At 71.7% G+C, this 22,374-nt stretch carries 21 protein-coding genes; 4 read left to right on the forward strand and 17 right to left on the reverse strand.

Features of this window, described 5'->3' with window-relative positions:
- Positions 1-91: 91 nt before the first annotated feature.
- The 5 genes from ABTZ99_RS41455 to ABTZ99_RS41475 form a co-directional block, all read right to left on the reverse strand.
- On the reverse strand, positions 92-382 hold the full coding sequence (locus tag ABTZ99_RS41455) for a WhiB family transcriptional regulator (protein ID WP_053720850.1): 291 nt from the start codon (positions 380-382) through the stop codon (positions 92-94).
- Between the two features lie 108 nt (positions 383-490).
- Positions 491-685: a hypothetical protein gene (locus ABTZ99_RS41460; RefSeq protein ID WP_499618520.1), complete on the reverse strand. Its 195-nt coding sequence runs from the start codon at positions 683-685 to the stop codon at positions 491-493.
- A complete protein-coding gene (locus tag ABTZ99_RS41465; protein WP_498783897.1) occupies positions 682-1,665 on the reverse strand; it encodes a TIGR03557 family F420-dependent LLM class oxidoreductase in 984 nt (327 codons plus the stop codon). The genes ABTZ99_RS41460 and ABTZ99_RS41465 overlap by 4 nt, the downstream gene beginning before the upstream one ends.
- Before the next feature lie 9 nt (positions 1,666-1,674).
- Positions 1,675-3,459: a thiamine pyrophosphate-requiring protein gene (locus tag ABTZ99_RS41470; RefSeq protein WP_499618522.1), complete on the reverse strand. Its 1,785-nt coding sequence runs from the start codon at positions 3,457-3,459 to the stop codon at positions 1,675-1,677.
- 720 nt (positions 3,460-4,179) lie between these two features.
- Positions 4,180-4,836, reverse strand: coding sequence for a M50 family metallopeptidase (locus ABTZ99_RS41475; RefSeq protein ID WP_498783893.1), 657 nt, complete (start codon positions 4,834-4,836; stop codon positions 4,180-4,182).
- A 72-nt stretch (positions 4,837-4,908) separates the two neighbouring features.
- Between ABTZ99_RS41475 and ABTZ99_RS41480 the strand changes: the two genes are divergently transcribed.
- Positions 4,909-5,853 (forward strand): aldo/keto reductase, encoded by a 945-nt coding sequence (locus ABTZ99_RS41480; protein WP_498783891.1) that lies wholly within the window; start codon positions 4,909-4,911, stop codon positions 5,851-5,853.
- Between the two features lie 111 nt (positions 5,854-5,964).
- On the opposite strand, the gene ABTZ99_RS41485 is transcribed toward ABTZ99_RS41480, so the two are convergent.
- A complete protein-coding gene (locus ABTZ99_RS41485; protein ID WP_499618524.1) occupies positions 5,965-6,723 on the reverse strand; it encodes a DUF4383 domain-containing protein in 759 nt (252 codons plus the stop codon).
- Positions 6,724-7,320: 597 nt separating this feature from the next.
- Between ABTZ99_RS41485 and ABTZ99_RS41490 the strand changes: the two genes are divergently transcribed.
- Entirely contained in the window at positions 7,321-8,277 is a 957-nt protein-coding gene (locus ABTZ99_RS41490; protein ID WP_499618526.1) for a zinc-binding dehydrogenase, read from the forward strand.
- A 54-nt stretch (positions 8,278-8,331) separates the two neighbouring features.
- Here the strand turns inward: ABTZ99_RS41490 and ABTZ99_RS41495 are convergent, their stop codons facing one another.
- Both ABTZ99_RS41495 and ABTZ99_RS41500 read right to left on the reverse strand, forming a co-directional pair.
- Positions 8,332-9,033 carry an anti-sigma factor family protein gene (locus ABTZ99_RS41495; RefSeq protein WP_498783886.1) on the reverse strand — a complete coding sequence of 234 codons (702 nt, stop codon included), beginning with the start codon at positions 9,031-9,033 and terminating at the stop codon, positions 8,332-8,334.
- On the reverse strand, positions 9,030-9,581 hold the full coding sequence (locus ABTZ99_RS41500) for a sigma-70 family RNA polymerase sigma factor (protein ID WP_499618528.1): 552 nt from the start codon (positions 9,579-9,581) through the stop codon (positions 9,030-9,032). Before ABTZ99_RS41500 ends, ABTZ99_RS41495 begins: the two co-directional genes overlap by 4 nt.
- A gap of 468 nt (positions 9,582-10,049) precedes the next feature.
- Between ABTZ99_RS41500 and ABTZ99_RS41505 the strand changes: the two genes are divergently transcribed.
- Entirely contained in the window at positions 10,050-10,412 is a 363-nt protein-coding gene (locus ABTZ99_RS41505) for a hypothetical protein (protein ID WP_498783882.1), read from the forward strand.
- Between the two features lie 12 nt (positions 10,413-10,424).
- Here ABTZ99_RS41505 and ABTZ99_RS41510 read toward each other — a convergent pair whose 3' ends face one another.
- From ABTZ99_RS41510 to ABTZ99_RS41525, 4 genes are all read right to left on the reverse strand, one after another.
- Positions 10,425-11,333: a DUF1996 domain-containing protein gene (locus tag ABTZ99_RS41510; protein WP_499618529.1), complete on the reverse strand. Its 909-nt coding sequence runs from the start codon at positions 11,331-11,333 to the stop codon at positions 10,425-10,427.
- Between the two features lie 59 nt (positions 11,334-11,392).
- Positions 11,393-11,851 (reverse strand): hypothetical protein, encoded by a 459-nt coding sequence (locus tag ABTZ99_RS41515; RefSeq protein ID WP_498783878.1) that lies wholly within the window; start codon positions 11,849-11,851, stop codon positions 11,393-11,395.
- A 141-nt stretch (positions 11,852-11,992) separates the two neighbouring features.
- Entirely contained in the window at positions 11,993-14,062 is a 2,070-nt protein-coding gene (locus ABTZ99_RS41520) for a PQQ-dependent sugar dehydrogenase (protein WP_499618531.1), read from the reverse strand.
- A gap of 502 nt (positions 14,063-14,564) precedes the next feature.
- Positions 14,565-14,951 carry a DoxX family protein gene (locus ABTZ99_RS41525; protein WP_499618533.1) on the reverse strand — a complete coding sequence of 129 codons (387 nt, stop codon included), beginning with the start codon at positions 14,949-14,951 and terminating at the stop codon, positions 14,565-14,567.
- 125 nt (positions 14,952-15,076) lie between these two features.
- Between ABTZ99_RS41525 and ABTZ99_RS41530 the strand changes: the two genes are divergently transcribed.
- Complete coding sequence (locus ABTZ99_RS41530) at positions 15,077-15,973, forward strand: RNA polymerase sigma-70 factor (RefSeq protein ID WP_499618535.1); 897 nt, start codon at positions 15,077-15,079, stop codon at positions 15,971-15,973.
- Between the two features lie 3 nt (positions 15,974-15,976).
- On the opposite strand, the gene ABTZ99_RS41535 is transcribed toward ABTZ99_RS41530, so the two are convergent.
- The 5 genes from ABTZ99_RS41535 to ABTZ99_RS41555 form a co-directional block, all read right to left on the reverse strand.
- On the reverse strand, positions 15,977-17,362 hold the full coding sequence (locus tag ABTZ99_RS41535; RefSeq protein WP_499618537.1) for an alpha/beta hydrolase family protein: 1,386 nt from the start codon (positions 17,360-17,362) through the stop codon (positions 15,977-15,979).
- Positions 17,363-17,480: 118 nt separating this feature from the next.
- On the reverse strand, positions 17,481-18,044 hold the full coding sequence (locus ABTZ99_RS41540) for an ArsR/SmtB family transcription factor (RefSeq protein ID WP_498783868.1): 564 nt from the start codon (positions 18,042-18,044) through the stop codon (positions 17,481-17,483).
- 9 nt (positions 18,045-18,053) lie between these two features.
- Positions 18,054-18,299: a hypothetical protein gene (locus tag ABTZ99_RS41545; RefSeq protein WP_499618540.1), complete on the reverse strand. Its 246-nt coding sequence runs from the start codon at positions 18,297-18,299 to the stop codon at positions 18,054-18,056.
- A 42-nt stretch (positions 18,300-18,341) separates the two neighbouring features.
- Complete coding sequence (locus ABTZ99_RS41550; RefSeq protein ID WP_499618542.1) at positions 18,342-20,087, reverse strand: AMP-dependent synthetase/ligase; 1,746 nt, start codon at positions 20,085-20,087, stop codon at positions 18,342-18,344.
- Between the two features lie 11 nt (positions 20,088-20,098).
- Entirely contained in the window at positions 20,099-22,219 is a 2,121-nt protein-coding gene (locus ABTZ99_RS41555; protein WP_499618543.1) for a molybdopterin oxidoreductase family protein, read from the reverse strand.
- Between the last annotated feature and the right edge of the window lie 155 nt (positions 22,220-22,374).

A 22,374-nucleotide genomic window follows, 5' to 3' on the forward strand; every position in this document is an offset into this window, starting at 1 on the left:
GAGCGGCGCCTGACCCGGGTCAGGCGCCCTCCGCGCGATTCTGGGGTCCGGAGGGCGGGGGCGGCCCGACCGGCGGCGGCCAGGTCGGTGCTCAGGCGGCGGAGCGGCGGCGGTTGGCGATGATGCGACGGCGTTCGTCCTCGCCCATGCCGCCCCAGACCCCGTACGGCTCCTGCACCGCGAGCGCGTGCTCGCGGCACGGGTCCACGACGGGGCAGCGGGCGCAGAGCTGCTTGGCCTTGTCCTCGCGAGCGGCTCGGGCGGAGCCGCGCTCGTTGTCGGGGTGGAAGAAGACCGCGCTGTCACGGCCTCGGCACAACCCTTCCTTCTGCCAGTCCCAGACGTCGGTCACGGGCTTGGGCAGGCGCGCGGTGCTGGTCATCGGATGAACCCCCTTGCGGTGTCACAGGTGCTTGATCACGGCTTACCCGCTGGTCCCCGGGGGGCAAACGTGGTGCGCCTCATCGGATGGATTACCGGTGGAGGTGGATTACTCCGGTTCCTCCTGCGCCAGCCGCTGGTCGAGGGTCTCGCCCTCGCGCAGCTCGCGCGGCGTGGTGCCGTGGCGGTCGGCGGCGCTCCAGTGCTCGGGCGGCTCGACGCCGCGCTCCAGCGGGTCGACGCCGAGCTCGTCCTCGTCCAGCTGCTCGATCTCGTCCAGCGGGCGTTCGTTCGGATCGGTCATCGCACTCCTCCCGGCGTGGCGAAGGCGCCCTCCAGCTCGGGCGCGACGGACTCGGCCCAGAACGAGAAGAACCGCTCCTGGTCCGGGCCGATCTGGCTCACGTACACCTCGTCGTAGCCCGCGTCGGCGAACTCGCGGACGCGGTCGAGGTACGGCCGCGGGTCGGGCCCGACGGGCAGCGCCGAGGCCACCATGTCCTCGGTGACCAGCGTCGACGCCTGCTCGAAGTGCCGCGGCGTCGGCAGCACCTGGGCCAGCTCGCCGGGCAGCTGCTCGTTCGCCCACAGCCGGTGCGCCGTCTTCACGGCCTCCTCGGCTGACGACGCGTGGCACACCTTGAACCCGGCCTGGGTGGGCTTGCCCTCACCGCCGGCGGCGCGGAACTTCGCCACCAGCGACGCGTCCGGCATGGTGGAGCACAGGCCGTCGCCGATGCGCCCGGCCACCTCCGCCGCCTTCGGCCCGAACGCCGACACGTACACCGGAACGGGTGACGGCGGCACCGTGTAGAGCCGCGCGTTCTCGACCGTGTAGTGCTCGCCGCGGTGGCTGACCTCCTCGCCGGTCCACAGCGCCCGCATCACCTCGACGGCCTCTTCCAGCATCTCCAGCCGTTCCGGCGCGGACGGCCACGGGTCGCCGAAGATGTGCTCGTTCAACGCCTCGCCGGTGCCGACGCCGAGGGTGAACCCGCCCCGGCACTGGACGGCGGCCGTCGCCGCGGCCTGTGCCACCACGGCCGGGTGAATCCGCAGCGTCGGACAGGTGACAGCGGTCGTGACGGGCAAGGAGGTGACCTCCGACAGCGCGCCGATGACGGACCACACGAACGGGCTGTTGCCCTGCTCGCGGTTCCACGGGTGGTAGTGGTCGGAGATCCACAGGCGCTCGAACCCGGCCTGCTCCGCCCACCGCGCCTGCGCCACCAGCTCGCGCGGTCCGTGTTCCTCGCTGGAGAGGAAGTAACCGATGCTGACCATGGCCACCGGTTACCCGCGCAGGAATTCCTGAACCTTGGTCGCCACCCCGCGCCTGACCACGTCCCACGCGTCCGGGTCGCCCTTGAGCATCGCCTCGGCGGTGGCCTTGGCCTGCTCGAACGTCGTGTGCGGCGGGATGGGAGGCAGGTTCGGGTCGCACCGCACGTCCAGCACCACGGGCCGGGCGGCGGACAGCGCCTCGTCCCACGCGCCGCCCAGGTCGGCCGGGTCGGACACGTCGATCCCGCCCAACCCGACGGCCCGCGCGAACGCCGCGTAGCCGATGTCGGGCAGCACCTGCGACTCCTCGAACTTCGGCGCGCCGCCCATCGCCCTCAGCTCCCACGTCACCTGGTTGAGGTCGTTGTTGTGCAGCACGCACACCACGCACCGCGGATCCGCCCACTCCTCGTAGTAGCGGGCGATGGTGATCAACTCGGCCAGCCCGTTCATCTGCATCGCGCCGTCGCCGACCAACGCGACAACCGGGCGTTCCGGGTGCGCGAACTTCGCCCCGATCGCGTACGGCACCCCGGCGCCCATCGTCGCCAACGTGCCCGACAACGACCCGCGCATCCGGCCGCGCAACTTGACCAGGCGGGCGTACCAGTTCGCCGCGGACCCCGAGTCGGCGGTCACGATCGCGTCCTCCGGCAACCGGGACGACAGCTCCCACATGATCCGCATGGGGTTCACCGGGTCGGCGTCCACGAAGGACTGCCGCCGCAACGTCTCCCACCACTCGGCCACGTTGCCCTCGACGGTCTCCCGCCAGGTCCGGTCTTCCTTGCGCCGCAGCAACGGCAGCATCGCCCGCAACGTCGCCCCGGCGTCACCGACGAGGTTCACCTCGGTCGGGTAGCGCATCCCGATGAACCGCCCGTCGACGTCCACCTGCACCGCCCGCGCGCGGCCGAACTCGGGCAGGAACTGCGAGTACGGGAAGCTCGACCCGACGATCAACAACGTGTCGCAGTCCCGCATCAGCTCGTAGCTCGGCCTCGTGCCCAACAACCCGATCGCCCCGGTCACCCACGGCTCGTCGTCGGGCAGCACGTCCTTGCCCAACAACGCCTTCGCCACCCCGGCCCCCAGCACCTCGGCCACCTGGCGAACCTCACCACCGGCCCCGCGCGCCCCCTGCCCGACGAGCACCGCCACGCGCTCCCCCGCGTTCAACACCTCGACCGCGCGTTCGACGTCGTCCGTCGAGGGGATCGCGGTGGCCCACCCCCGGCTGGGGGCGCTGGAGGGCACGTGCTTGAAGGCGTGCTCAGGCGGCGAGTACTCCAACTCCTGGACGTCGGCCGGGATGATCAGCGCCGTGGGCGCCCGCTGCGACTCGGCGGTGCGGATGGCGCGGTCCAGCGCGTTGGGCAACTGCTCGGGGACGGTCACGTCGACCAGGTACTCCGACGCGACGTCCTTGAACAACGAGTGCAGGTCCACTTCCTGCTGATAGCTGCCACCCATCGCGGTGCGCGCGGTCTGCCCGACGATCGCCACCACCGGCACGTGGTCCAACTTCGCGTCGTACAGCCCGTTCAACAGGTGGATCGCCCCGGGCCCCGACGTGGCCATGCACACCCCGACCCGCCCACCGAACTTGGCATAGCCCACGGCCTGCATCGCGGACATCTCCTCGTGCCGCGCCTGCACAAACCTCGGCCGATCGCCACTACGCCCAAAAGCCGAAACCAGCCCGTTGATGCCGTCACCCGGATAGGCGAAGACGTGCTCGACTCCCCAATCACGCAGGCGGCGGAGCACGAAGTCGGCGACGGTGTCGGTCATGGCGTCCTCCCTAGAAAAGAACGGGTTACCCGACCCACCAGCCCTTACCCCCACGCCGCCAAAGGCCTGGGATGGGCAAGCGAGGTTCCTACGGCCGGCGCGCTTGGTGGGCCTGGTGCGGGGGGTGGCTCTGGTGCGGGCTGGCGAGGCAAGCGGGGCGCCACCGACCTGGCAATCGCGGTCGGGCGCGCCTGGCGACGCGCGCAGGGCGCTGGCGGGGGGCGCAGGGCGTGGCGGACGCGGCGGGCCTTGGGACGGGTCGGCGGTGAGCCAGGTTGGCGGGAGCGCAAATGGCACCTGACGGCCTGACGGGCGTTGAGGGCTGTGACGGTGGCCGTGGCGGAAACTATGGCTGTTGCCGACGGTCATAGCGACGTCCGCCGCCGCCGGGCCGGCCGTTTTATCCGGCTAACGTGAGAAATGCGGTTTGGGTTGTCCTTGGTTGCACTCTTCGCCCGGTCGAGTGGTCTGCCAACCCCTCACCAACCCCTCACCAACCACCTCACAACCAGCCACAACGGGCCCGCAGCGCCCGCACCTAGGCCCGATTTGACATGGGTTCGGGTGCCATAGGCTGGTCGAAGCCGGGCAGGCTTGGCGGACGCTTTTCCCGCCGGGCCTGCCCGGCTTTGGCCTGCCTGGGGTGCCCGTAAGGGCCCCATGTCAAATCGAGCCGGACTGAACCAGGATCCACCCGACCCCCAGCCCAAGACCAAACCCCTACAACGGCAGCAGCAGCCGACCGCCCACCATCAGCGTCCCCACCGCAACCCCGGCGAACAGCAGCACCCACACCAACCCGGGCACCCGCGTGATCCGCGCCAGCTGATCGGCATCGGACTGCCGCGCCAGCCCCCGCATCCGCCGCCGCTGCAACTCACCCACCGGCCGCACCCCGCCCAACAACAAGAACCACGTCACGAACAACGCGAACGCCGCCTGCCACTCCGCCGTCGCGTACCACGACACGGCGAACATCACCGCCCCCGTCACCACGACCGACAGCACGCCGAACGCGTTGCGGATCATGATCAGCATTCCGGCCAGCAACCCGACCGTCGCCCACAGCAACGGCCGGACCTGCTCGGACGTCACCAGGACCGCCGCGCCCAACCCGAGCAACGACGGCGTCACGTACCCCGCGAAGTACATCAGCACGACCGCGAACCCGGTCGGCCTGCCACGCGACACGGTGACCCCGGACGTGTCGGAGTTCAGCTTGATGCCCTCCAGCCGCCGGCCGGTGAGCAGCGCGACCAGGGCGTGCCCGGCCTCGTGCGCGATGGTGATGACGTGCCTGCTGTACCGCCACACGCCCGGACTGGCCACCAGGACCAGCGCCAACACGGCGGGAGCCCATTTCGTCAGAGTCGACATCGCCACCCAGCATGCCAGGGGCCGCACCAGGGGCTTGACCTGGACCGCGCTCCAGCATCCAGGCTGACCGCCATGAGACGACAGCGCATCGGTTCACTGGAGGTCGGCGCCCTGGCGCTGGGCACGCTGCCGTTCGGCACCTCAGTCGACCAGCAGACCTCGTTCGCGATCATGGACCGCTTCGCCGAGGCGGGCGGCACGTTCCTGGACACGGCCAACAACTACGTGTTCTGGGACGGTGGCACGGGCGACGAGAGCGAGCACATGGTCGGTCGCTGGCTGGCCGCGCGCGGCAACCGCGACGACATGGTCGTGGCCACCAAGATGGGCGCGCGGCCGTTGACGCCGGGCACCGGGCTGGAGAACGCCGAGGGCCTGGCCGGCGACACGGTCCGCCGCGCCGCCGCCGCGAGCCTGGCACGGCTGGGCATCGACCACATCGACCTCTACTACAGCCACATCGAGGACCGCAGCGTCACGCTGGAGGACACCCTCGGCGGATTCGCGTCCCTCGTCGAAGCCGGCACGGTGCGCGAGATCGGCGCCAGCAACCACGCCACGTGGCGCTTCGACCGGGCACGGGCGGTCTCGCGGGCCAACGGCTGGCCGCTCTACAACGCCGTGCAGCAGCGGTACAGCTACCTCCGCCCGCGGCCGGGTGTGAAGCTGCCCGAGGGCGGTCACGTGCACATGACCGCCGAGCTGCTCGACTACGCGCGGGCGGAGGGCGACGTCACGCTCGTGGCGTACTCGGCGCTGCTCTCGGGCAGGTACCGGGACAAGCCGCTGGGCGAGGCGTACGACCACCCCGGCACCACTCGGCGGCTGAAGGTGCTGCACGAGGTCGCGGCGGAGCTCGGCGCCACCGTCAACCAGGTCGTGCTCGCGTGGCTGATGCGCCAGGACATCATCCCGCTGGTGGGCGCCACCTCGCTCGCACAGCTGGAGGAGACCCTGGGCGCGCTGGAGATCAAACTGGACGACGACCAAGTGGACCGCATGGACTCAGCGGCCTGACCCCGCACGAGCCGGCAACGCACGACGGTGCACGGTCCGCTCGGGACCGTGCACCGCACGTCTTGCCGTCAGCGCATCAGGATCGGTTGCACAACCGACTGACCGCGAACGTCACCGGCTGAACCGCGACTTGTGCTGCTCCGCGATGGCCGGGTCGATCGGCTGGACCGGCCGCGGGTTCACGGTCGGGTCCACCGACTCGATCCGCTGGTCGCGGTGCGCGCCGTGCGGCACGTCGTCGGTGCGCTGCGCCGGCATCTCCTGCGTCACCGGATCGGCCTTGGGGTCGCGAATGCTCGCTTCCCGCTCGTACCGGGCCTGCTCCCGACGCCGCTCCGCCTCCCCGGGACCACCAGGAGCGGCAGGATCGACCATCGGGGCGATCGGCTCGCCGGTGCGCGTGTCGACCGGCTCCTCCGTCACGATCTTCCGCCGCGCCGGCAGCACCGCGATCAGCAGACCGACGGCGGCGAGGCCGAGGTGCAGCCAGTTGTCGTTGACGTTGAGCGCCAGCGGGTTGCCGAGACCGGCGACCGGGTTGGTGGAGAACACCCCGGCCAGGGCCAGGCCCCACAGCAGCACGGCGCCGTAGCCGAGGAACAGGATCCAGCCGTACAGCCGGGCCAGGCCGGACGTGCTCGCCATCAGCAGGCCGAGCACGCCGAACGCCAGGTGGACCACGTTGTGCAGCGGGTTCAGCGCGAACCCGAGCAGCATCGCGTGCTGGTCGCCCGCGAAGTCGCCGAACCCCGTGCGCACGAAGCCCAGCACACCCAACGCGAGGAAGACCAAACCGACCAGGCCTGCGAGCACCTGGGCGGGTTGCAGGCCCGCGACCTTGACGCGACCGACCGTCGAGTGGTGGGTCATCTCGCCCTCCAACTGAGGACCACGAGCCCGTCTGACCGGGCTCCGGACGCCCACCGACTACCCGTCGCGCCTGAACCGCAAACAGCCCGCCGCCGCCCGGGCCCGGTTCTTGGGCCGAATGGCGGCGGGGGACGGGCGCACGAACCCGTCCCCCCTTTCCCGACAGGAGTCACACGCCCCGTCGTGCCGGGGTTTATCCGCCCCGACCCACCCCATGAAGGTCGGGCCGCCAGTGCCACGCCAAATGCGCGCCGATCATTACGGCCAATAGACCGATAAGTTTTTCGAATAATCACGCACCGTGTCGTCTTATTGACGTACGGGCAGGTCAGGAGCGCTGGCCCCGGTCACCGGACGCACGCGTCGCGGAGCCGTTCCACTCGGTCTCCCTGCTGTTCACGAAGGTCCCCTTTGTGGTTCGTCGAACACCACCGCGGTGTCGGTACGACTATCTCCGAACAAGCCGCTCACGTCAAAGGAATTTCGGCGTTCGCGAATTGGTCGGACCGACCTCCGAGACCATCGGGCACGATCGCTTGACCTCGACTTAACTCGAACTCCTAGCGTGGCGCGCAGGACTTCAGAGGGGATCAAGTGATGCACGCCATCGTTCAGCACGAGTTCGGTCCGGCCGAGAACCTGCGCTACGAGCAGGCGCCGGACCCGGAGCCGGCCGCGGGCCAGGTGCGGGTCGCGGTGTCCGCGGCCGGGGTGCACCTGCTCGACACGGCGATCCGCCGGGGTGAGCACGGCGGGCCGTTCCCGCTGCCCGCGCTGCCCATGACGCCGGGCCGGGAGGTCGCGGGGGTCGTCACCGCGCTGGGTGACGGGGTCGAGCCGCACTGGCTGGGCAAGCGCGTCGTCGCGCACCTCGGCCAGGCCAGCGGCGGGTACGCGGAGCAGGCCGTGGCGAACGCCGCCTCGCTGCACGAGCTGCCCGACCACGTGTCCGACGACGCGGCCGTGGCCATGATCGGCACCGGCCGCACCGCCGTCGGCGTGCTGCGCATCGCCGAGCTCACCGCCGACGACGTGGTCCTGGTGACCGCGGCGGCGGGCGGGCTCGGCGCGTTGTTCGTGCAGGAGGCCAAGGCGGTCGGGGCCAAGGTGGTCGGCGTGGCGAGCACTGCCAAGCTGGACCTGGTCCGCGAGCTGGGCGCGGACGTGGTGGCCGACTACACGCGCCCGGACTGGGACGAGGGCATCGGGCAGGTCACCGTCGTGCTCGACGGCGTCGGCGGTGAGGCCGGCCGCAAGTCGCTGGAGCTGCTCGGCGTCGGTGGCCGGATCCTGCTGTTCGGCTGGTCGGCGGGCGCGCCCACCGCCATCGACACCTCGGACCTCTACCGCCTCGGCATCACCGCGTCGGTCGTCGTCGGGCCGCGGATGATGAAGGGCACGAACCTGCGCGGGCTGGAGGAGCTGTCGATGCGCGCGCTGGCCGAGGGCAGGCTCACCCCGCTGACCACGACGTTCCCGCTCAGCGAGGCCGCCAAGGCGCACGCCGCGCTGGAGGGCCGCGCCACCGTGGGCAAGGTCGTGCTCAAGCCCTGACCCCCGACACCGGTGAGGCCCCCGCGCGCGAGGGCCTCACCGGGTCACCCCCGGCTACACCGGCACCGTGACGATCCGCTCGTCGTCGAAGTTGCGCACCTCGATCGCCGCGACGTCCTCGGGCGCGATGAGCGCCGAGCCGTCGAGGTTGGTGCCGTCCTCCTCACCGGCCGCCGAGACGAGCCAGCTGCCCGCCTCCGCGGTCCGGCCGTCCTTCGCCACGACGATCAGCCTGCACTTCTCGTCCTGCGCGACGCCCGCGACGGAGGCGTTCACCCGCACCCACCCGGCGGCGGGCCTGACCTGCACGGTCATCCGCGCGCCGGTGACCGGGTCGGTGGCCGACCCGAGCTTCGTCCCGGCGGGCGGCGCGGGCGCGGTCGTCGTCCCCGGCACGGCGCCCACGTCGGGCGCGGTGCCGCGGCCGACCGCGAAACCACCGCCGAGCACGACCGCGGCCGCGGCCGCCGCGACCAGCCCCAGGCCGACCTGGCGGCGGCGCAGCCGGGCGCCGCGCTCGGACCGCACCTGCCGCAGCGTGCGCCGCAGCAGCAGCTCGCCGTCCTCGGGCGGGCCGTCGAGCAACGCCTCGGGCGGCACGTCGCCCATGGCCTCCTCCATCGCTCGCAGCTCGGCCAACTCCTCGTCGCACCGCGGGCAGGACGCCAAGTGGTCCTCCACCGCACGTGCCTCCCGCTCGTCGAGTGCGCCCAGCACGTATGCGCCGAGCAGCTGTGGATCGTGGTTCGTGGTCATCCGGCCACCCCCTTCAGCGCGACCTGTTGCCCGACGAACGTCTCTCGCAACGCCCGCAGCGCGTAGTGGGATCTCGACTTCACCGTGCCCGGCGGCACCCCTAACGCCTCGGCCGCCTCCGTCACGCTCCGGCCGCGGAAGTAGATCTCCATGAGCACGTCGCGGTGGTCGGACGACAGCCGGTCCAGCGCTTCGAGCACCACCACCGAGTCGACGACGGAGTCCGCGTGGTCGCGTTGCACCGGCGTGGCCGTGGGCGCCTCCGCCACCTCCTGGGGCCGGACCGCCTTCGCCCGGAACCGGTCGGTGACGATGTTGCGCGCCACCGTGAGCAGCCACCCCCGGACCGAGCCCTTGCCGTTCACCAAGGCGTCCGGGTGCCGCCACGCGCGCACGAGGGTTTCCTGGACGACGTCCTCGGCCGACGCCCGATCGCCGGTCAGCCGCGTCGCGTACGCGAGCAGCGCCCGACCGTGCTCCTCGTAGAGGGATCGGATCAGTGCCTCGTCGGCCGCGGCCTCCCGTTTCCGGGACCACAGAGCCGCCATCCACCCACTCCTCTCGTCAACTCCCTCCCCGGACACGGACGCCGGCCGGGTTCGGTTCACCTCGGGGCGGGACGAGTTTCGCGGGTGTGCCCGCGGCCGCACCGGGCGACCGCCGCGACGGCCAAGTGGGTACGATCACCGCGGGCCCGAAATTCCGGACGGAACGGAATAGCCCAGCTCGGCACGACACTTCGGTAATCTCCCCCGACCGGGTGGGCAGAATTGCGTCACCGGCAATATCCGAAAACGACCGCGTGACGACATTAAAGGGCACTGACCAGGCACTATGCCTGCCTCCACGAGGGTAAGCACAATGACCGCGGGCACGCTACTCCGCACCTGTGGACCGTGGACAAGCCGGAAACACGTGGGTAGCTTCCGCCGGGCACGTCGACCTGAAGGTCGACGGACATCCGACGAGAGGGATTGTCGATGAAACCCAGGAATGTGATCGCGACGCTCTTAATGGTGCTCGGATTGGTCCTGTCCACCGCCCCCGGCGCGATGGCGATCAGCGACGCCTGGTCGCACCCGGACGGTGTCGCCCGGATGAGCTACGACGACAGTGGTGACATCTACAAGATCTGCGACACCAAGACCGACGACGTCGGGGTGTCCGGCCGGCTCAACGTCCGGCAGCGGGACGGCAGCTGGAACCACTTCGCCTGGATCCGGGACGGCAACGGCAACAACGACGACTGCACCTCCAACAACGTGGACGTGCTCCTCGAGAACGCCGACTACACGTTCACGATCTGCCAGCAGAACACCAGCGACGGCGCCCGGTACAACTGCGCCACGTCGCCGCGCATCAAGGGCGAGGACGACTGACCGGTCGCCGGGCTAGGCGCAGGTCTCGCCGGCGTTCAGGCAGGACGTGACGCGGTCCATCAGCCCGACCGGCATGACGTTGACGAACATCGCGTGGTCCGTGCGCGGGTCGCGCCGCTGCTCGGGGAAGCTGTCGAGGGCGTACGGCCGCCCGGCCGGCACGTCGTAGGCGACGCGCACGCGCAGCTTCGGCACCGGGAACGTGCCCGGCCGGCACACCCCGTTCGACCCGGGGAACTCGGCGTGCGCCCGGTGGCTCGGGCTGTCGGTGTTGCGGCCGTCCCAGCAGCTCGGGAAGTCGAACGTGCGCAGCACCGCGCTGCCCGGCGCGCACTCCGGGTAGCGGTCGGTGTGCCGGTCCTCGAACCCGGTGCAGCTCCACCGCGCCCGGCCGCGGCCGCTGGTCAGCGCGGCCGGGTCGCCGGTGATCATGCGCAGGAACCTCGGCATCGGCACGACCTCGCTGACCGGGCTGCCGGTGAACGTGATCTCCACCCTCGACGGCGGCAGCACCTCGCCGGTGTTGCCGTGCGCGCCGCCGCCGGGCGCGTGCTCGTCGTGCCCGGTCCGGTCGGTCAGCCGCAGCACCGGCCAGTAGTAGGTGGACCGGTCCTCCGCCGGGCAGGTGGTCCCGGCGGCGGCCAGCGAGTCGTCGGTGGAGCCCGCGTTCGTGCTCAGGTTGCCGACGTACTCGTGGGTGTGGTGCGCGCCGGACGGCTGACCCGGCGCGATGACCATGTTGTCGGCGTTGAGGTGGCGTGGTTCGTTGCGCCCGCAGTCGACGCGGAACGTGCCGGTGGACGCGTCCTGGGTGGTGGTGACCGACTCGACCGCCACCGGCACCTCGTCGATGGCCACGGTGCGGCCGTCCGCGCAGCCCGCCGCCAGCACGAGCACCAGCAGCAGCGGCGACCACCTCACGGCCCACAGCTTATTCGGACGCCGGGCGTGCGACGCGCGCCTCTGCCCGAGTGGGCAGATCAGGGCACCGGGGTCGGCGAGGTGACCAGGACGCGGCCGTCCTCGGTGACGACGCTGACGGCGGCGAGCTCGTCCGGGTCGACCACGGCGGCGCCCGCCAGGGCGGTGTCGCCGCGCCGCGAGGCGATCCAGCCGCCCGCCGCGTAACGCAGGCCGCGCACGTCGGTGACCACGAGCCGGCACCGCTCCCCCGCGTCGACGCCGGCCACCACCGCGCTCAGCCGCACCCAGCCGTCGGCGGGCGTCACCGTCGTGGTCAGCCGCACGCCGTCGGCCGCGGTGGCGTCCAGCAGCCGCTGCCCGGGCGCGCTGCGCCGGCCGAGGTGGACCCCGCCGGCCAGCACCGCGACGGCGAGCGCGGTGCTCACCGCCGCGACGACGCCACCGCGGCGGCCGCGGTCGCGCGCCCGCTCCGCGCGGACCTGGCGCAGCGCGCGTTCGAGGATCGGGTCGCGCATCTCTTCCCGTTCGGCTCGGGCTCGGACGTGTCCCGAGCGGCAGTCATGACACGTGCCCGCGGGACGTCCGGTTCACCGGCCCGACACGCGACGAGGCGGCCCCGGGTCGACCGGGACCGCCTCGCGCGCGGTCGGGACCGCTCAGTTCAGCTGCACCCGGAGGATGCGGCTGTTGGAGTTGTTCGGCGTGCTGTCCCGGTCGTCGCTGGTGGTCAGCCAGAGGCTGCCGTCCGGCGCGGGCTCGACGGTGCGCAGCCGGCCGTACGTGCCCTGGAAGTGGGTCGTCTCCGAGCCGACCGACGTGCCGCTGATGACCATCCGGTAGAGCCTGCTGCCGCGCAGCGTGGCCATGTACAGGGCGTTGTTGACGATGGCGATGCCGCTGGGCGAGGCGTTCGCCGTGCTCCACGTCCGCTTCGGCGCGACGTAGCCGGAGCAGTTGCCCGACGTGCCCTCGCACGACGGCCAGCCGTAGTTGCCGCCGCGCTCGGACAGGTTCAGCTCGTCCATGATCGTGTTGCCCAGCTCGGCCTGCCACAGCCTGCCCTGGCCGTCGAACGCCAGGCCCTGCACGTTGCGGTGCCCGTAGGTCCACACGTACCGGGCGTTGCCGCCGTTGCCGTAGAAGGGGTTGTCGGACGGCGCGGAGCCGTCGGCGTTGAGCCGCAACACCTTGCCGCCCAGGTTGGACAGGTCCTGCGCCCAGTTGGCGTTCTGGCCGTCGCCGGTGCCCGCGTACAGCTTGCCGTCCGGGCCGAACCGCAGCCGGCCGCCGTTGTGGTAGCGGTTGCGCGGGATGCCGGTGAGCAGCACCTGCAACGACGACTGCACCAGCGCGTTGTTCTGCACCTTCATCCGCACGATCCGGTTGTCGTTCGCGGCCGTGTGGTAGATGTACAGGTAGTTGTCGGAGGCGAAGGTCGGCGACACCTCGATGCCCAGCAGGCCGCCTTCACCGTTCGTCGTGACGACGTTCGGCACCGTGCCCAGGGTGGTCCTCACCCCGGACGGCGACAGCTTGACGATGTCGAACGCGTCGCGCCGCGAGTAGACGCCCGACCCGTCGGGCAGGAAGTCCAAGCCCCACGGCACGTCGTTGTCCGTCGCCAGCTGCGTCACCGCGCCGACCTGGTCGCCGCCGGACGACGTGGTGGCGGTGATCGCCATGCTCCAGTCGGACACGTTGCCCACCGCGTCGTACGCCCGCACGTTCATCAGGTACGAGGTGTTCGGGCTGCGCCCGCCGATGGTGGCCGACGTGCCCGTGGTCTCGCCCACCGGCGCGCCGCCCGCGAGGACCTCGTAGCGGGTCACGCCGACGTTGTCGGTGGACGGGTTCCACGCCAGCGACACGGAGTTCGCGGTGACGCCCGTGACGCGCAGCCCCGTGGGGGTGGTCGGCCGCTCGGTGTCGGCCTGCGCGGGCGGTGTGGTCACCTCGAGGTTGTTGCCCGCCTGGGAGATGTTGCCCGCGGCGTCCTTGGCGTTGACGTAGTAGACGTACGAGCCGTTGGGGTTCAGGCCGGTGATCGTGGTGGACGTGCCGGTGACGGACTTGACGAACTGGCCCCGCTGGTAGACCTCGTAGGACGTCACGCCGACGTTGTCGGTCGCCGGGTCCCAGGCCAGGTCGACCGACGTGGGCGTGACGTTGGCCGAGCGCAGGTTCGCCGGCGGTGACGGCGGCGTGGTGTCCGCCTGCCCGGTCTCGCCGAACACCTGGAACTCCTGCAACGAGTAGCCGTAGTAGGACGCCGTGCGGCAGCGCGTCGTGCCGTACATCCGGACGTAGCGACCGCTTCCGCTCACCACGAGGTCTTCCACACCGCCCGCGCCGTTCGCGGTGGTATAGACGCTGGTCCACGTGCTCGCGTTCGACGACGTCTCGAGCCGGTAGCCGCGCGCGCACGACAGGTCCCACTGGAGCCGGACCCGCGTGATCGTCGCCACCGCGCCGAGGTCGACCTGGATCCACGACGGGTCGATGCCGCCCTGGCTGGCCCAGCGGGTGGCGGAGTTGCCGTCCACCGCCGCCGAGGGCGCGAAGCCGGAACTGCCGGAAGAGGACGCGGTGGCCGGTTTTCCTTGGGAGAGCAGGACGGGAGCCGCGCTCGCGGGCGCGGCGGACACCAGGGCGGACGCCACCACGGCGAGCGCGGTGGCGAGCGAGCCGAGCGAGGTCGACCAGGCTCTCCTGGTACGGGGTGCCACAGATGCCTCCACAGTCGTTGACGACTCCCCCGGAACACCGGGGGATTGGCGCGGCGGCGGCGGCAGATGAGGACGGGACGTGCGCGAGCGTCAGGGTCTGAGTTTGCGGAACTTGCGCAACTGTCGACCCCCGAGCCGGTCGCGTGTCGTCATTCGTCCTGCTACCCGAAACGGTAAGGGCTTTCCCCACCAGCGTCCAGTGGTGTCCCGGTTGGAGAGGGGGAGCGGATGCGCCCGACGTCGCGGTTCCGCCGACCCGCCGTGCTCCGACCCGCCGTGCTCCTGCCCGGCTGATGGACGAGCCACTGTCCAATCCGGACGCCTCGCTGCAGCTGGAGGTGCGCGCCGAGATCCGCCGACCGCACCGGTCGCTCGGGCTGACCACCGTGTACGTCACGCACGACTGGGAGGAGGCGTTGGCGCCGGCCGACCGGCTCGTGGTGCTGCGCGACGGCGCCGTGCAGCAGGTCGGGTCGCCCGAGGAGGTCTACGCGCACCGTGGTCATCCCGTGAAGGGCTCGGCGACGAGACGGCCCCACAGCACGAAGGCCAGCAGCGCGAGGTACACGAAGTCCACCACCATCAGCTTGAACTCCCCACGCCGGAAGCGGACGACCGCCGCGCCGACCATGACGACCATCAGGCCGACGGCGGCCGACGGCACCAGGACCGGCGCGACGCCGAGCACGGCGGGCAGGACCAGCCCCAACGCGCCCAGCATCTCCAACACGCCGATGGCCTTGATGGAGCCGGCGCTCCAGTCCTCGGTCCACGCCGCGCTGTGCCCGGTGGCGGCTATCTTCTGCTTGGACAGGACGAGCTTGCCGCCGCCGCCGAAGAAGTAGGCGGCGGCGAGCACGCCGGTGACGATCCACAGGGCGAGGTTCATGGCGTTCCTCCTGGTCGAGCGACTTGTCGACCAGGAGACGCCGGTGTCGCGAGCCCTGTGACAGGCCGGTCGCGTGACGCGCGTTACACGGCGTCGGACCGGTGGCGGACGAACAGGAGCGACCGATGGGCAGCACGGCGGAGACGCGTCCCGCGACCGAGGCGTTCGTCGCCCACCGCAACCTGCTCTTCACCGTCGCCTACCAGCTGCTCGGCTCGGCCGCCGACGCCGAGGACGTCGTCCAGGAGACCTGGCTGCGGTGGACGGGCGTCGACCTCGACACCGTGCGCGACCAGCGCGCGTACCTGGTCCGGATCGTCACCCGCCAGGCGCTCACCCGGCTGCGCGCGCTCGGCAGGCGCAAGGAGTCCTACGTCGGCCCCTGGCTGCCCGAGCCGCTGCTGACCACGCCCGACGTCGCCGAGGACGTGGAGCTGGCCGACAGCGTCTCGATGGCGATGCTGCTGGTGCTGGAGACGCTCGCGCCGACCGAGCGGGCGGTGTTCGTGCTGCGCGACGTGTTCGACGTCGGCTACGACGAGATCGCCGAAGCCGTCGACAAGACCCCGGCCGCGGTGCGCCAGATCGCGCACCGGGCCAGGGCCCACGTCGCCGAGCGCCGGCCGCGCGGTGGCACCGACCCGGCCGAGGCCAGGGCCGCGCTCGCGGCGTTCCAGCGGGCGGTCGAGACCGGTGACCTGCAGAGCCTGCTCGACGTGCTCGCGCCGGACGTCGTCATCCTCAGCGACGCCGGCGGGCTCAAGCAGGCCGCGCGCAAGCCCGTCGTCGGCGCGGACAAGGTGGCCCGCTTCCTGGCCGCCCGCTGGGACGTCGTCGGCACGCGGACGACGGCCGAGCCGGCGCAGCTCAACGGCGGCCCGGCGGTGATCCTCCGGCTCGACGGCGAGCTGGACGGCGTCGTGGCGGCGCGGGTCGAGGACGGCCTGATCACCGGGCTCTACTTCATGCGCAACCCGGAGAAGCTGTCGCACGTGGAGCGGGAGACCGCCCTGAGCCGGTGACGGCTACGGCAGCAGCAGGCCCCAGTGGACGGCCCAGGGCACGAACAGCACGCCACCGGCCACCAGCAGGCCCAGCCGCACCCGGTGCCCCGCCCTGAGGTCGGCCCTGGCCCGCCACGCCCTCGTCGCGGTGACCGCGGTCGCCGCCACCACCGCCACCGCCAGGACCTGCAGCGCGAGCCACGGCAGCGGCCGGCCGAGCACCACCGGGCCGAGGCTCCGCGCGCCGCTCGACGCCAGGTGGCCGAGGTAGCCGAACAGGCCGAGCACGCTCAGCAGGCCGGTCGCGGCGAGCACGCGCGCCGGTCGACGCACGGGTCGCGTGCTCCGCAGCCGGCGGAACGCGCTCAGCCCGTACCCCGCGAACACCAGCAGCAGCACTCCCACCGCGATCAGCTGCACCGCCGGCGACCCGGGCTCGACCGGCGTGCTCTGCCGCTCCTGCCGCGGCGGCGGGCCGACGTCGACCGTGCGCGGTCCGGTGCTGTTCACCCAGGTGGCGACCTGCTCCAGGTAGGCCGGGGAGACCTCCTCGCCGCGTTGGAAGCCGTCCGGCGACCGGCGCATGGTGTGATCGGCGCCGGGCACCGCGCGGAGGGTGTAGGCGCGGTTGCCGCCCCGGTCGAGTGACTCCTGGAACACGCGCATGCTCTCCGCGCCAGGGATCACCCGGTCGAGGTCACCCCACAGGGCCAACACCGGTTGGGTGATCCGGGCCAGCACCGGCGCCGGGTCGTAGCCGGCCTCGGGGAACAGCCCCGCGCCGACGAGCAGGCCGAGCGTCGTGCGGGAGACGGTGTCCACCAGCGAGCCGGACACGCCGGCGGCGGCGAGCCGGTTGTCGAGGTTCCAGGACTGCTGGCGCTCGGGCGCCGTGCCGGGTGCGCCGACCGTGACCACGAAGGCGACGTCGGTCGAGCCGGCGGCGGCCAGCGGCGCCACCCAACCACCCTCGCTGACGCCCCACAGGCCGGTCCGGGCCGGGTCGACGCCGGGGTGGGCCTTCAGCGCGCGCAGGGCGGCCAGCGCGTCGTCGGCCAGGAGCTCGAAGTCGACGTCGGACTTGGACCGCTTCGGCCGCTTGTCGTAGATCAGCGTGACGATGCCGGCCCGCGCGAACGCCTCCGCCTCCTGGCGGTAGCCGTCCCGCGCGACCCGGCCGGAGCCGTGCACCATCACCACGGCCGGGTGCTGGGTGTCCGCGTCGGGGGCGATCACGGTGCCGTGGAGCGTCAGCTCTCCACTCGAAAAGGTGATGTCCTGCTCGACCAGACCGGCTTGGTCCGCGTGGGCGGGCGGTGACCACGCGGCCGCCGCCGTGCCGACGGCCAGTGCCGCGAGCAACCGGATGAGGGCACGACGAAGTCGCGAGTTGCGTTCGGGGAGCACGGGTGCTCTCCTTCCCGAGGAGGTTCGCACGTACGAGGAACACGCCGGTTTCGGCGTGGTGCTGCGGCTTCCGCCCGCCCGGGTCGTCGAGTGCCAGCTCGACGGCCCGGGCTTCAGGTCAGGGGCGGTCCGCGGGGACGGGGAACGCGAAGAAGCGCACGGCGACGTGCCGCGCGTCCGCGGGCGTCTCGTCCACCGGTCGTTGGTAGCGCTTGAGCAGCGCCATGTACTCGTCGAAGAACTCGTGCAGCTCGGGCAGCGTCACCCGCACCGAGCCGCGCGAGTACGGCAGCGCGTCCGCCCACTCGCCCAGCTCCGACCGCCGGGCCAGGAACTCGTCGAACAGCTCCTGGTCGGCGGCCAGCTTGAGCTGCCTGAGCTGGTCCACGAGGGTGCGCACTTCCGGGTCCTCCGGCGCGCGGGGCCCGCGCAAGTCCTGCACGGGCGCCCGCCACCACCGTTCACGGCCGTGCGCGCGTTCGGGCACTTCCTCCACGAACGCGTGCTTCGCCAACATCCGGAGGTGGTAACTGGTCGCACCGCTGCTCTCGCCGAGCGCCTTGCCCAGGGCGCTGGCCGTCGCCGGCCCGTGCTGCCCGAGGTGGCGCAGGATGCGCTGGCGCAACGGGTGCGCCAGCGTCCGCAGTTCGTCGACGTCGGAGATCTCGCGTGGTGCGACCATGATGCAAAGCTACTGTTGCAAAGACCCCTTTGCAACCTCGTCGTGCAGCCGCCCCCAGTCGTCCCGCCGGTCACGCCACGCGTCGCTCCGGAAGAGCGCGGCCTTCGCCTCCGCCAACGACAGCCCCAGGACGCGTGACGCGACGTAGATGGTCGCGATGGGCGAGTGCCCCCGTTCCCGCAGCTCGCGGAACACCTGCTCGCCATCCCGGCCGGCCATGCCCGCCGCGAGCACGTCCAACGCCGTCCGGTCCACCGCCCGACCTCCGTCTCCGTCCGATCGACGCCCGGCAGTCGATCAGCTGTAGAGCCCGTCGTACAGCGCGGCGTGCGTGGAGTGCACCACCTTCCGCTTCACCTTCAACGTCGGGGTCAGCTCGCCCACGTCCTGGCTCAGGTCGCGGTCCAGCACGGTGAAGCGCTTGACCTGCGAGACGTGCGCGAAGTGGGAGTTCGCCTCGTCCACCACGCCCTGCACCAGGTCACGCACCTCGGGCGTGCGGACCAGGGCGGGCAGGTCGGTCGGCAGGCCCTTGGCCTGAGCCCACGGCACGATCTCGTCCACGTCCAAGGTGATCAGCGCGACCAGGTACGGCTTGAGGTCCCCGTAGACCACCGCGTGCGAGATCCAGCGCGACTGGCGGAGCTGGTTCTCGACGTTCGCGGGCGCGATGTTCTTGCCGCCGGCGGTGATGATGATGTCCTTCTTGCGGCCCGTGATGGTGACGAAGCCGTCGTCGTCGACCTCGCCGAGGTCGCCGGTGTGCAGCCAGCCGTCGGTCAGCACCTCGGCGGTGGCGGCGGGGTTGTTCCAGTAGCCCGCGAACACGTGCGGCCCCTGCATCAGGAGCTCGCCGTCCTCGGCCACCTTCAGCTGCAGCCCCGCCATCCCGTACGTGCCGACCGAGCCGAGCTTGTGCCGCGCCAACGTGTTCACCGTGCCGACACCCGTGGACTCGCTCATGCCGTACCCCTCCAGCACGGGCACGCCGGCGGCCGTGAAGAACTCCAGCACCTCCACCGAGATGGGCGCCGCCCCGGACAACGCCTGCCGCAGCCTGCCCCCGAAGATCGCCCGGACCTTGGCGAACACCGGGTCCACCCGCTCGAACGCGGCGGCCAGGTCGGGCGGCACCGGCTGACCCGCGGCCCGCGACCGGCGCACGGCCAGCCCCACCTTCACCGCCTGCCGCAACTGCTCCTCCGGCACGCCGGCCGTGGCGACGGTGTAGATCTTCTCGAAGATCCGGGGCACGGACGGCAGGAACGTCGGCCGCACCTCCGCCAGCTCCGCCACGATCTTCGACGCGTCACCGCCGTAGAACGCGACCGTGTGGCCGGTGTACAGCGCGCCCAGGTGCACGATCTGCGCGAACACGTGCGCCAGCGGCAGGAACAGGTACGCCACGTCGTCCGGCAGGACGTACGACAGCTCCTCGCTGAGCCGGCACATCGTCAGCCAGTTCCGGTTGGTCAGCACGCAGCCCTTGGGCGGACCCGTCGTGCCCGAGGTGTAGATGATCACGGTCGGGTCGTCGGGGTCGATCGCGGCACGGCGGTCGTCCAGCTCGCCCGGCAACGGCGACGTGCGGCCCTGCGAGCGCAGCTCGTCCAGCCCGCCGCCCTCGATCACGACCACGTCCCGCAACGACGGCACCTGCTCGCGGATCGACTCGACCTTGGCCCGCTGCGCCTCGTTCTCCGCGACCACGAGCACCGCGCCCGAGTCGCCGATGATCCACGCGCACTCCTCCGCCGCGCTCGACGGGTAGATCGGCACCACGATGCCGCCTGCGGCGAGCACCGCCAGCTCCGCCGCCGACCACTCGACCCGGGTGTCCGCCAGCACGCACACCCGGTCGCCCGGCTCGACGCCCAGGTGCACCAGCCCGGACGCCAGTTCCATGACCCACTCGGCGACCTCGGTGAACGTCAGGTCGTGCCACTGCCCGTCACGCCGGTGGCGCCACGCCACCCGGTCGTCGTGCGCCTGGGCGGCCACGAAAGGCAGGTCGGCGATGACGCGCGCCGTGGTCACGGGCATGGCGGTGCTCCTCACTGGGCTGCGGAAGGGGTGACGCGCACGTGGACGCCGTTGAGCACGGCGGTGCCCGACAGCGGGTCCACGGCCAGGTCGTCGGTGAGCAGGTTGACGTTGACGCCGGGGTGGGCGCGCGCGGTGGCGAGTCGCGTGCCGGGCCGGTCGTGGCCCCACCCGTGCGGCAGGCTGACCACCCCGGCGGCCATGTCGGCGCTGACCTCCACGGTCGCCTCGACCTCGCCCACCCGCGACGCCACCCGCGCCACCCCGCCGTCCTCGAGACCCAGCCGCTCGGCATCGGCCGGGTTGACCAGCAACGTGCACAACTGCTTGCCCTTCACCAGCGCGGGCACGTTGTGCAACCACGAGTTGTTCGACCGCAGGTGCCGCCGGCCGACCAGCACCATCCCGTCGACGGGCGCGCGCAACGCCGCCAGCACCCGCGGCACGTCGGCCTCGATCGGCTCGGGGCACAGCTCGATCCGCCCGGACGGCGTGCGCAGGACCTCCGGAACCCGGCTCGTCAACGGCCCGAGGTCGACGCCGTGCGGCCGTTCCAGCAGGTCGTCCACCGACAACCCGTACGCCCCGGCCCGCAACCGCGCGTCCAACAGGCGTTCCTCACGGGTGCGGTCCGACCCGCCCGACAGCCCGACCAACGCGTCGAGATCGGCGTCCGCCCCCTGCCCGGCCAGGATCCCGGTCAGCCGCAGCAGGATCTCGCCCTCGTCCAGCTCGTCCGGCCCGAGCGGCACGGCGGGCGGCGAGTACTTCGCCACGTTCCGCACCGCGAACGACAGGAACGCCAGGTCGTAGTGAGCACGCCTGCTGGGCGGCGGTGGCGGCAGGATGACGTCGGCGTGCCGCGTCGTCTCGTTCAGATAGGGGTCGACCGACACCATGAAGTCCAAAGTGGACAGCGCCGCGTCCAGCCGCGCCGAGTTGGGCACGGACAACGCCGGGTTCCCCGCCACCGTCACCAGCGCCCGGACCTGCCCCTCGCCGGGCGTCTCGATCTCGTCGACCAGCGTGACGACCGGCAACTCCCCCGCCACCTCGGGCAACCCCCGCACCCGGCTGCGCCACCGACCGGTCGCGAACCCCTTGCCCGTCCCCGTCCCCCGCCGCATGTGGGCGGGCATCGGGAACATCGCCCCACCGGGCCGGTCCAGGTTCCCGGTCAGCACGTTCAGCACGTCCACCAACCAACTGGCCACCGTGCCGAACTCGACCGTCGTCGTGCCGATCCGCCCGTACACCGCCGCCCGCGGCGCCGCCGCGAGCCGGTGCGCCAACGCCCGGATCTCCCCCGCCCCGATGCCGCACCGCGACGCCACCGCCTCCGGCGTGAACGGCCGGGCCAGCTCCCGCACCCCCTCCACGCCGTTCACGTGCGGCGCGAGGTCCTTCAGATCCACCAACGACGCCGCGAACAACTCGTTCACCATCGCCAACAGCAGGAACACGTCCGTACCGGGCACGATCGCCAAGTGCTGATCAGCAGCCGCCGCCGTGCGACTGCGACGCGGATCGACCACCACGAACGCCCCACCACGCCGGCGCAACGCCTTCAACCGCCCCGGCGCATCCGGAACCGTCCACAGACTGCCGTTCGACGAGAACGGATCCGCCCCCAACAACAACAAGAAATCCGTCCGGTCCACATCCGGCACCGGAATGGTGAAAATCCCCCCGTAGAGCAGCCCTGACGACATGTGCTTGGGCATCTGGTCCACCGTGGCCGCGGTGAAGAAGTTGCGCGACCCCAACGCCTTCCTCAACCCACCGGCGTACAACCCACCGGCCAACGAGTGCACCGTCGGATTCCCCAAGTACATCGCGACCGAATCCCGGCCGTGCTCACCGACAACCGCGCTCAACCGCTGATCGACCAGCTCGAACGCCTCACCCCACGACACCGCCTCGAACGACCCACCACGCCGCGCCAACGGCCCGCGCAACCGATCCGGATCGGCGTCCAACGCCCCCAACGACGCACCCTTGGGACAGAGGAACCCACCGCTGAACGTGTCCTGCCGATCACCACGAACACCAGTGATCCGATCGCCCTCGATCGTCAACTCCAACCCACACGTCGCCTCACACAGCGGACACGTCGTCAACGCCCTGCGCATACCCCTCCTCAACGCCCAAACAACCCGACGCCACCGGCCGCAACGAACCACCACGGACCCGGAACGCACCCACCTAGGCCCGATTTGACATGGGTTCGGGTGCCTTAGGCTGGTCGGAGCCGGCAGGCCTGGCGGGGAAAAGCGTCCCGCCAGGC

Origin of the sequence: Actinosynnema sp. NPDC002837 (genome assembly GCF_040295345.1) — a bacterium.
In the GTDB taxonomy this organism is placed as follows: domain Bacteria; phylum Actinomycetota; class Actinomycetes; order Mycobacteriales; family Pseudonocardiaceae; genus Actinosynnema.

Bases quoted from the DNA above. Each gene is read 5' to 3' on its own strand.
- ABTZ99_RS41455 (WP_053720850.1), bottom strand. From the start codon at position 382: ATGACCAGCACCGCGCGCCTGCCCAAGCCCGTGACCGACGTCTGGGAC.
- ABTZ99_RS41460 (WP_499618520.1), bottom strand. From the start codon at position 685: ATGACCGATCCGAACGAACGCCCGCTGGACGAGATCGAGCAGCTGGAC.
- ABTZ99_RS41465 (WP_498783897.1), bottom strand. From the start codon at position 1,665: ATGGTCAGCATCGGTTACTTCCTCTCCAGCGAGGAACACGGACCGCGC.
- ABTZ99_RS41470 (WP_499618522.1), bottom strand. From the start codon at position 3,459: ATGACCGACACCGTCGCCGACTTCGTGCTCCGCCGCCTGCGTGATTGG.
- ABTZ99_RS41475 (WP_498783893.1), bottom strand. From the start codon at position 4,836: ATGTCGACTCTGACGAAATGGGCTCCCGCCGTGTTGGCGCTGGTCCTG.
- ABTZ99_RS41480 (WP_498783891.1), top strand. From the start codon at position 4,909: ATGAGACGACAGCGCATCGGTTCACTGGAGGTCGGCGCCCTGGCGCTG.
- ABTZ99_RS41485 (WP_499618524.1), bottom strand. From the start codon at position 6,723: ATGACCCACCACTCGACGGTCGGTCGCGTCAAGGTCGCGGGCCTGCAA.
- ABTZ99_RS41490 (WP_499618526.1), top strand. From the start codon at position 7,321: ATGCACGCCATCGTTCAGCACGAGTTCGGTCCGGCCGAGAACCTGCGC.
- ABTZ99_RS41495 (WP_498783886.1), bottom strand. From the start codon at position 9,033: ATGACCACGAACCACGATCCACAGCTGCTCGGCGCATACGTGCTGGGC.
- ABTZ99_RS41500 (WP_499618528.1), bottom strand. From the start codon at position 9,581: ATGGCGGCTCTGTGGTCCCGGAAACGGGAGGCCGCGGCCGACGAGGCA.
- ABTZ99_RS41515 (WP_498783878.1), bottom strand. From the start codon at position 11,851: ATGCGCGACCCGATCCTCGAACGCGCGCTGCGCCAGGTCCGCGCGGAG.
- ABTZ99_RS41525 (WP_499618533.1), bottom strand. From the start codon at position 14,951: ATGAACCTCGCCCTGTGGATCGTCACCGGCGTGCTCGCCGCCGCCTAC.
- ABTZ99_RS41530 (WP_499618535.1), top strand. From the start codon at position 15,077: ATGGGCAGCACGGCGGAGACGCGTCCCGCGACCGAGGCGTTCGTCGCC.
- ABTZ99_RS41540 (WP_498783868.1), bottom strand. From the start codon at position 18,044: ATGGTCGCACCACGCGAGATCTCCGACGTCGACGAACTGCGGACGCTG.
- ABTZ99_RS41550 (WP_499618542.1), bottom strand. From the start codon at position 20,087: ATGCCCGTGACCACGGCGCGCGTCATCGCCGACCTGCCTTTCGTGGCC.
- ABTZ99_RS41555 (WP_499618543.1), bottom strand. From the start codon at position 22,219: ATGCGCAGGGCGTTGACGACGTGTCCGCTGTGTGAGGCGACGTGTGGG.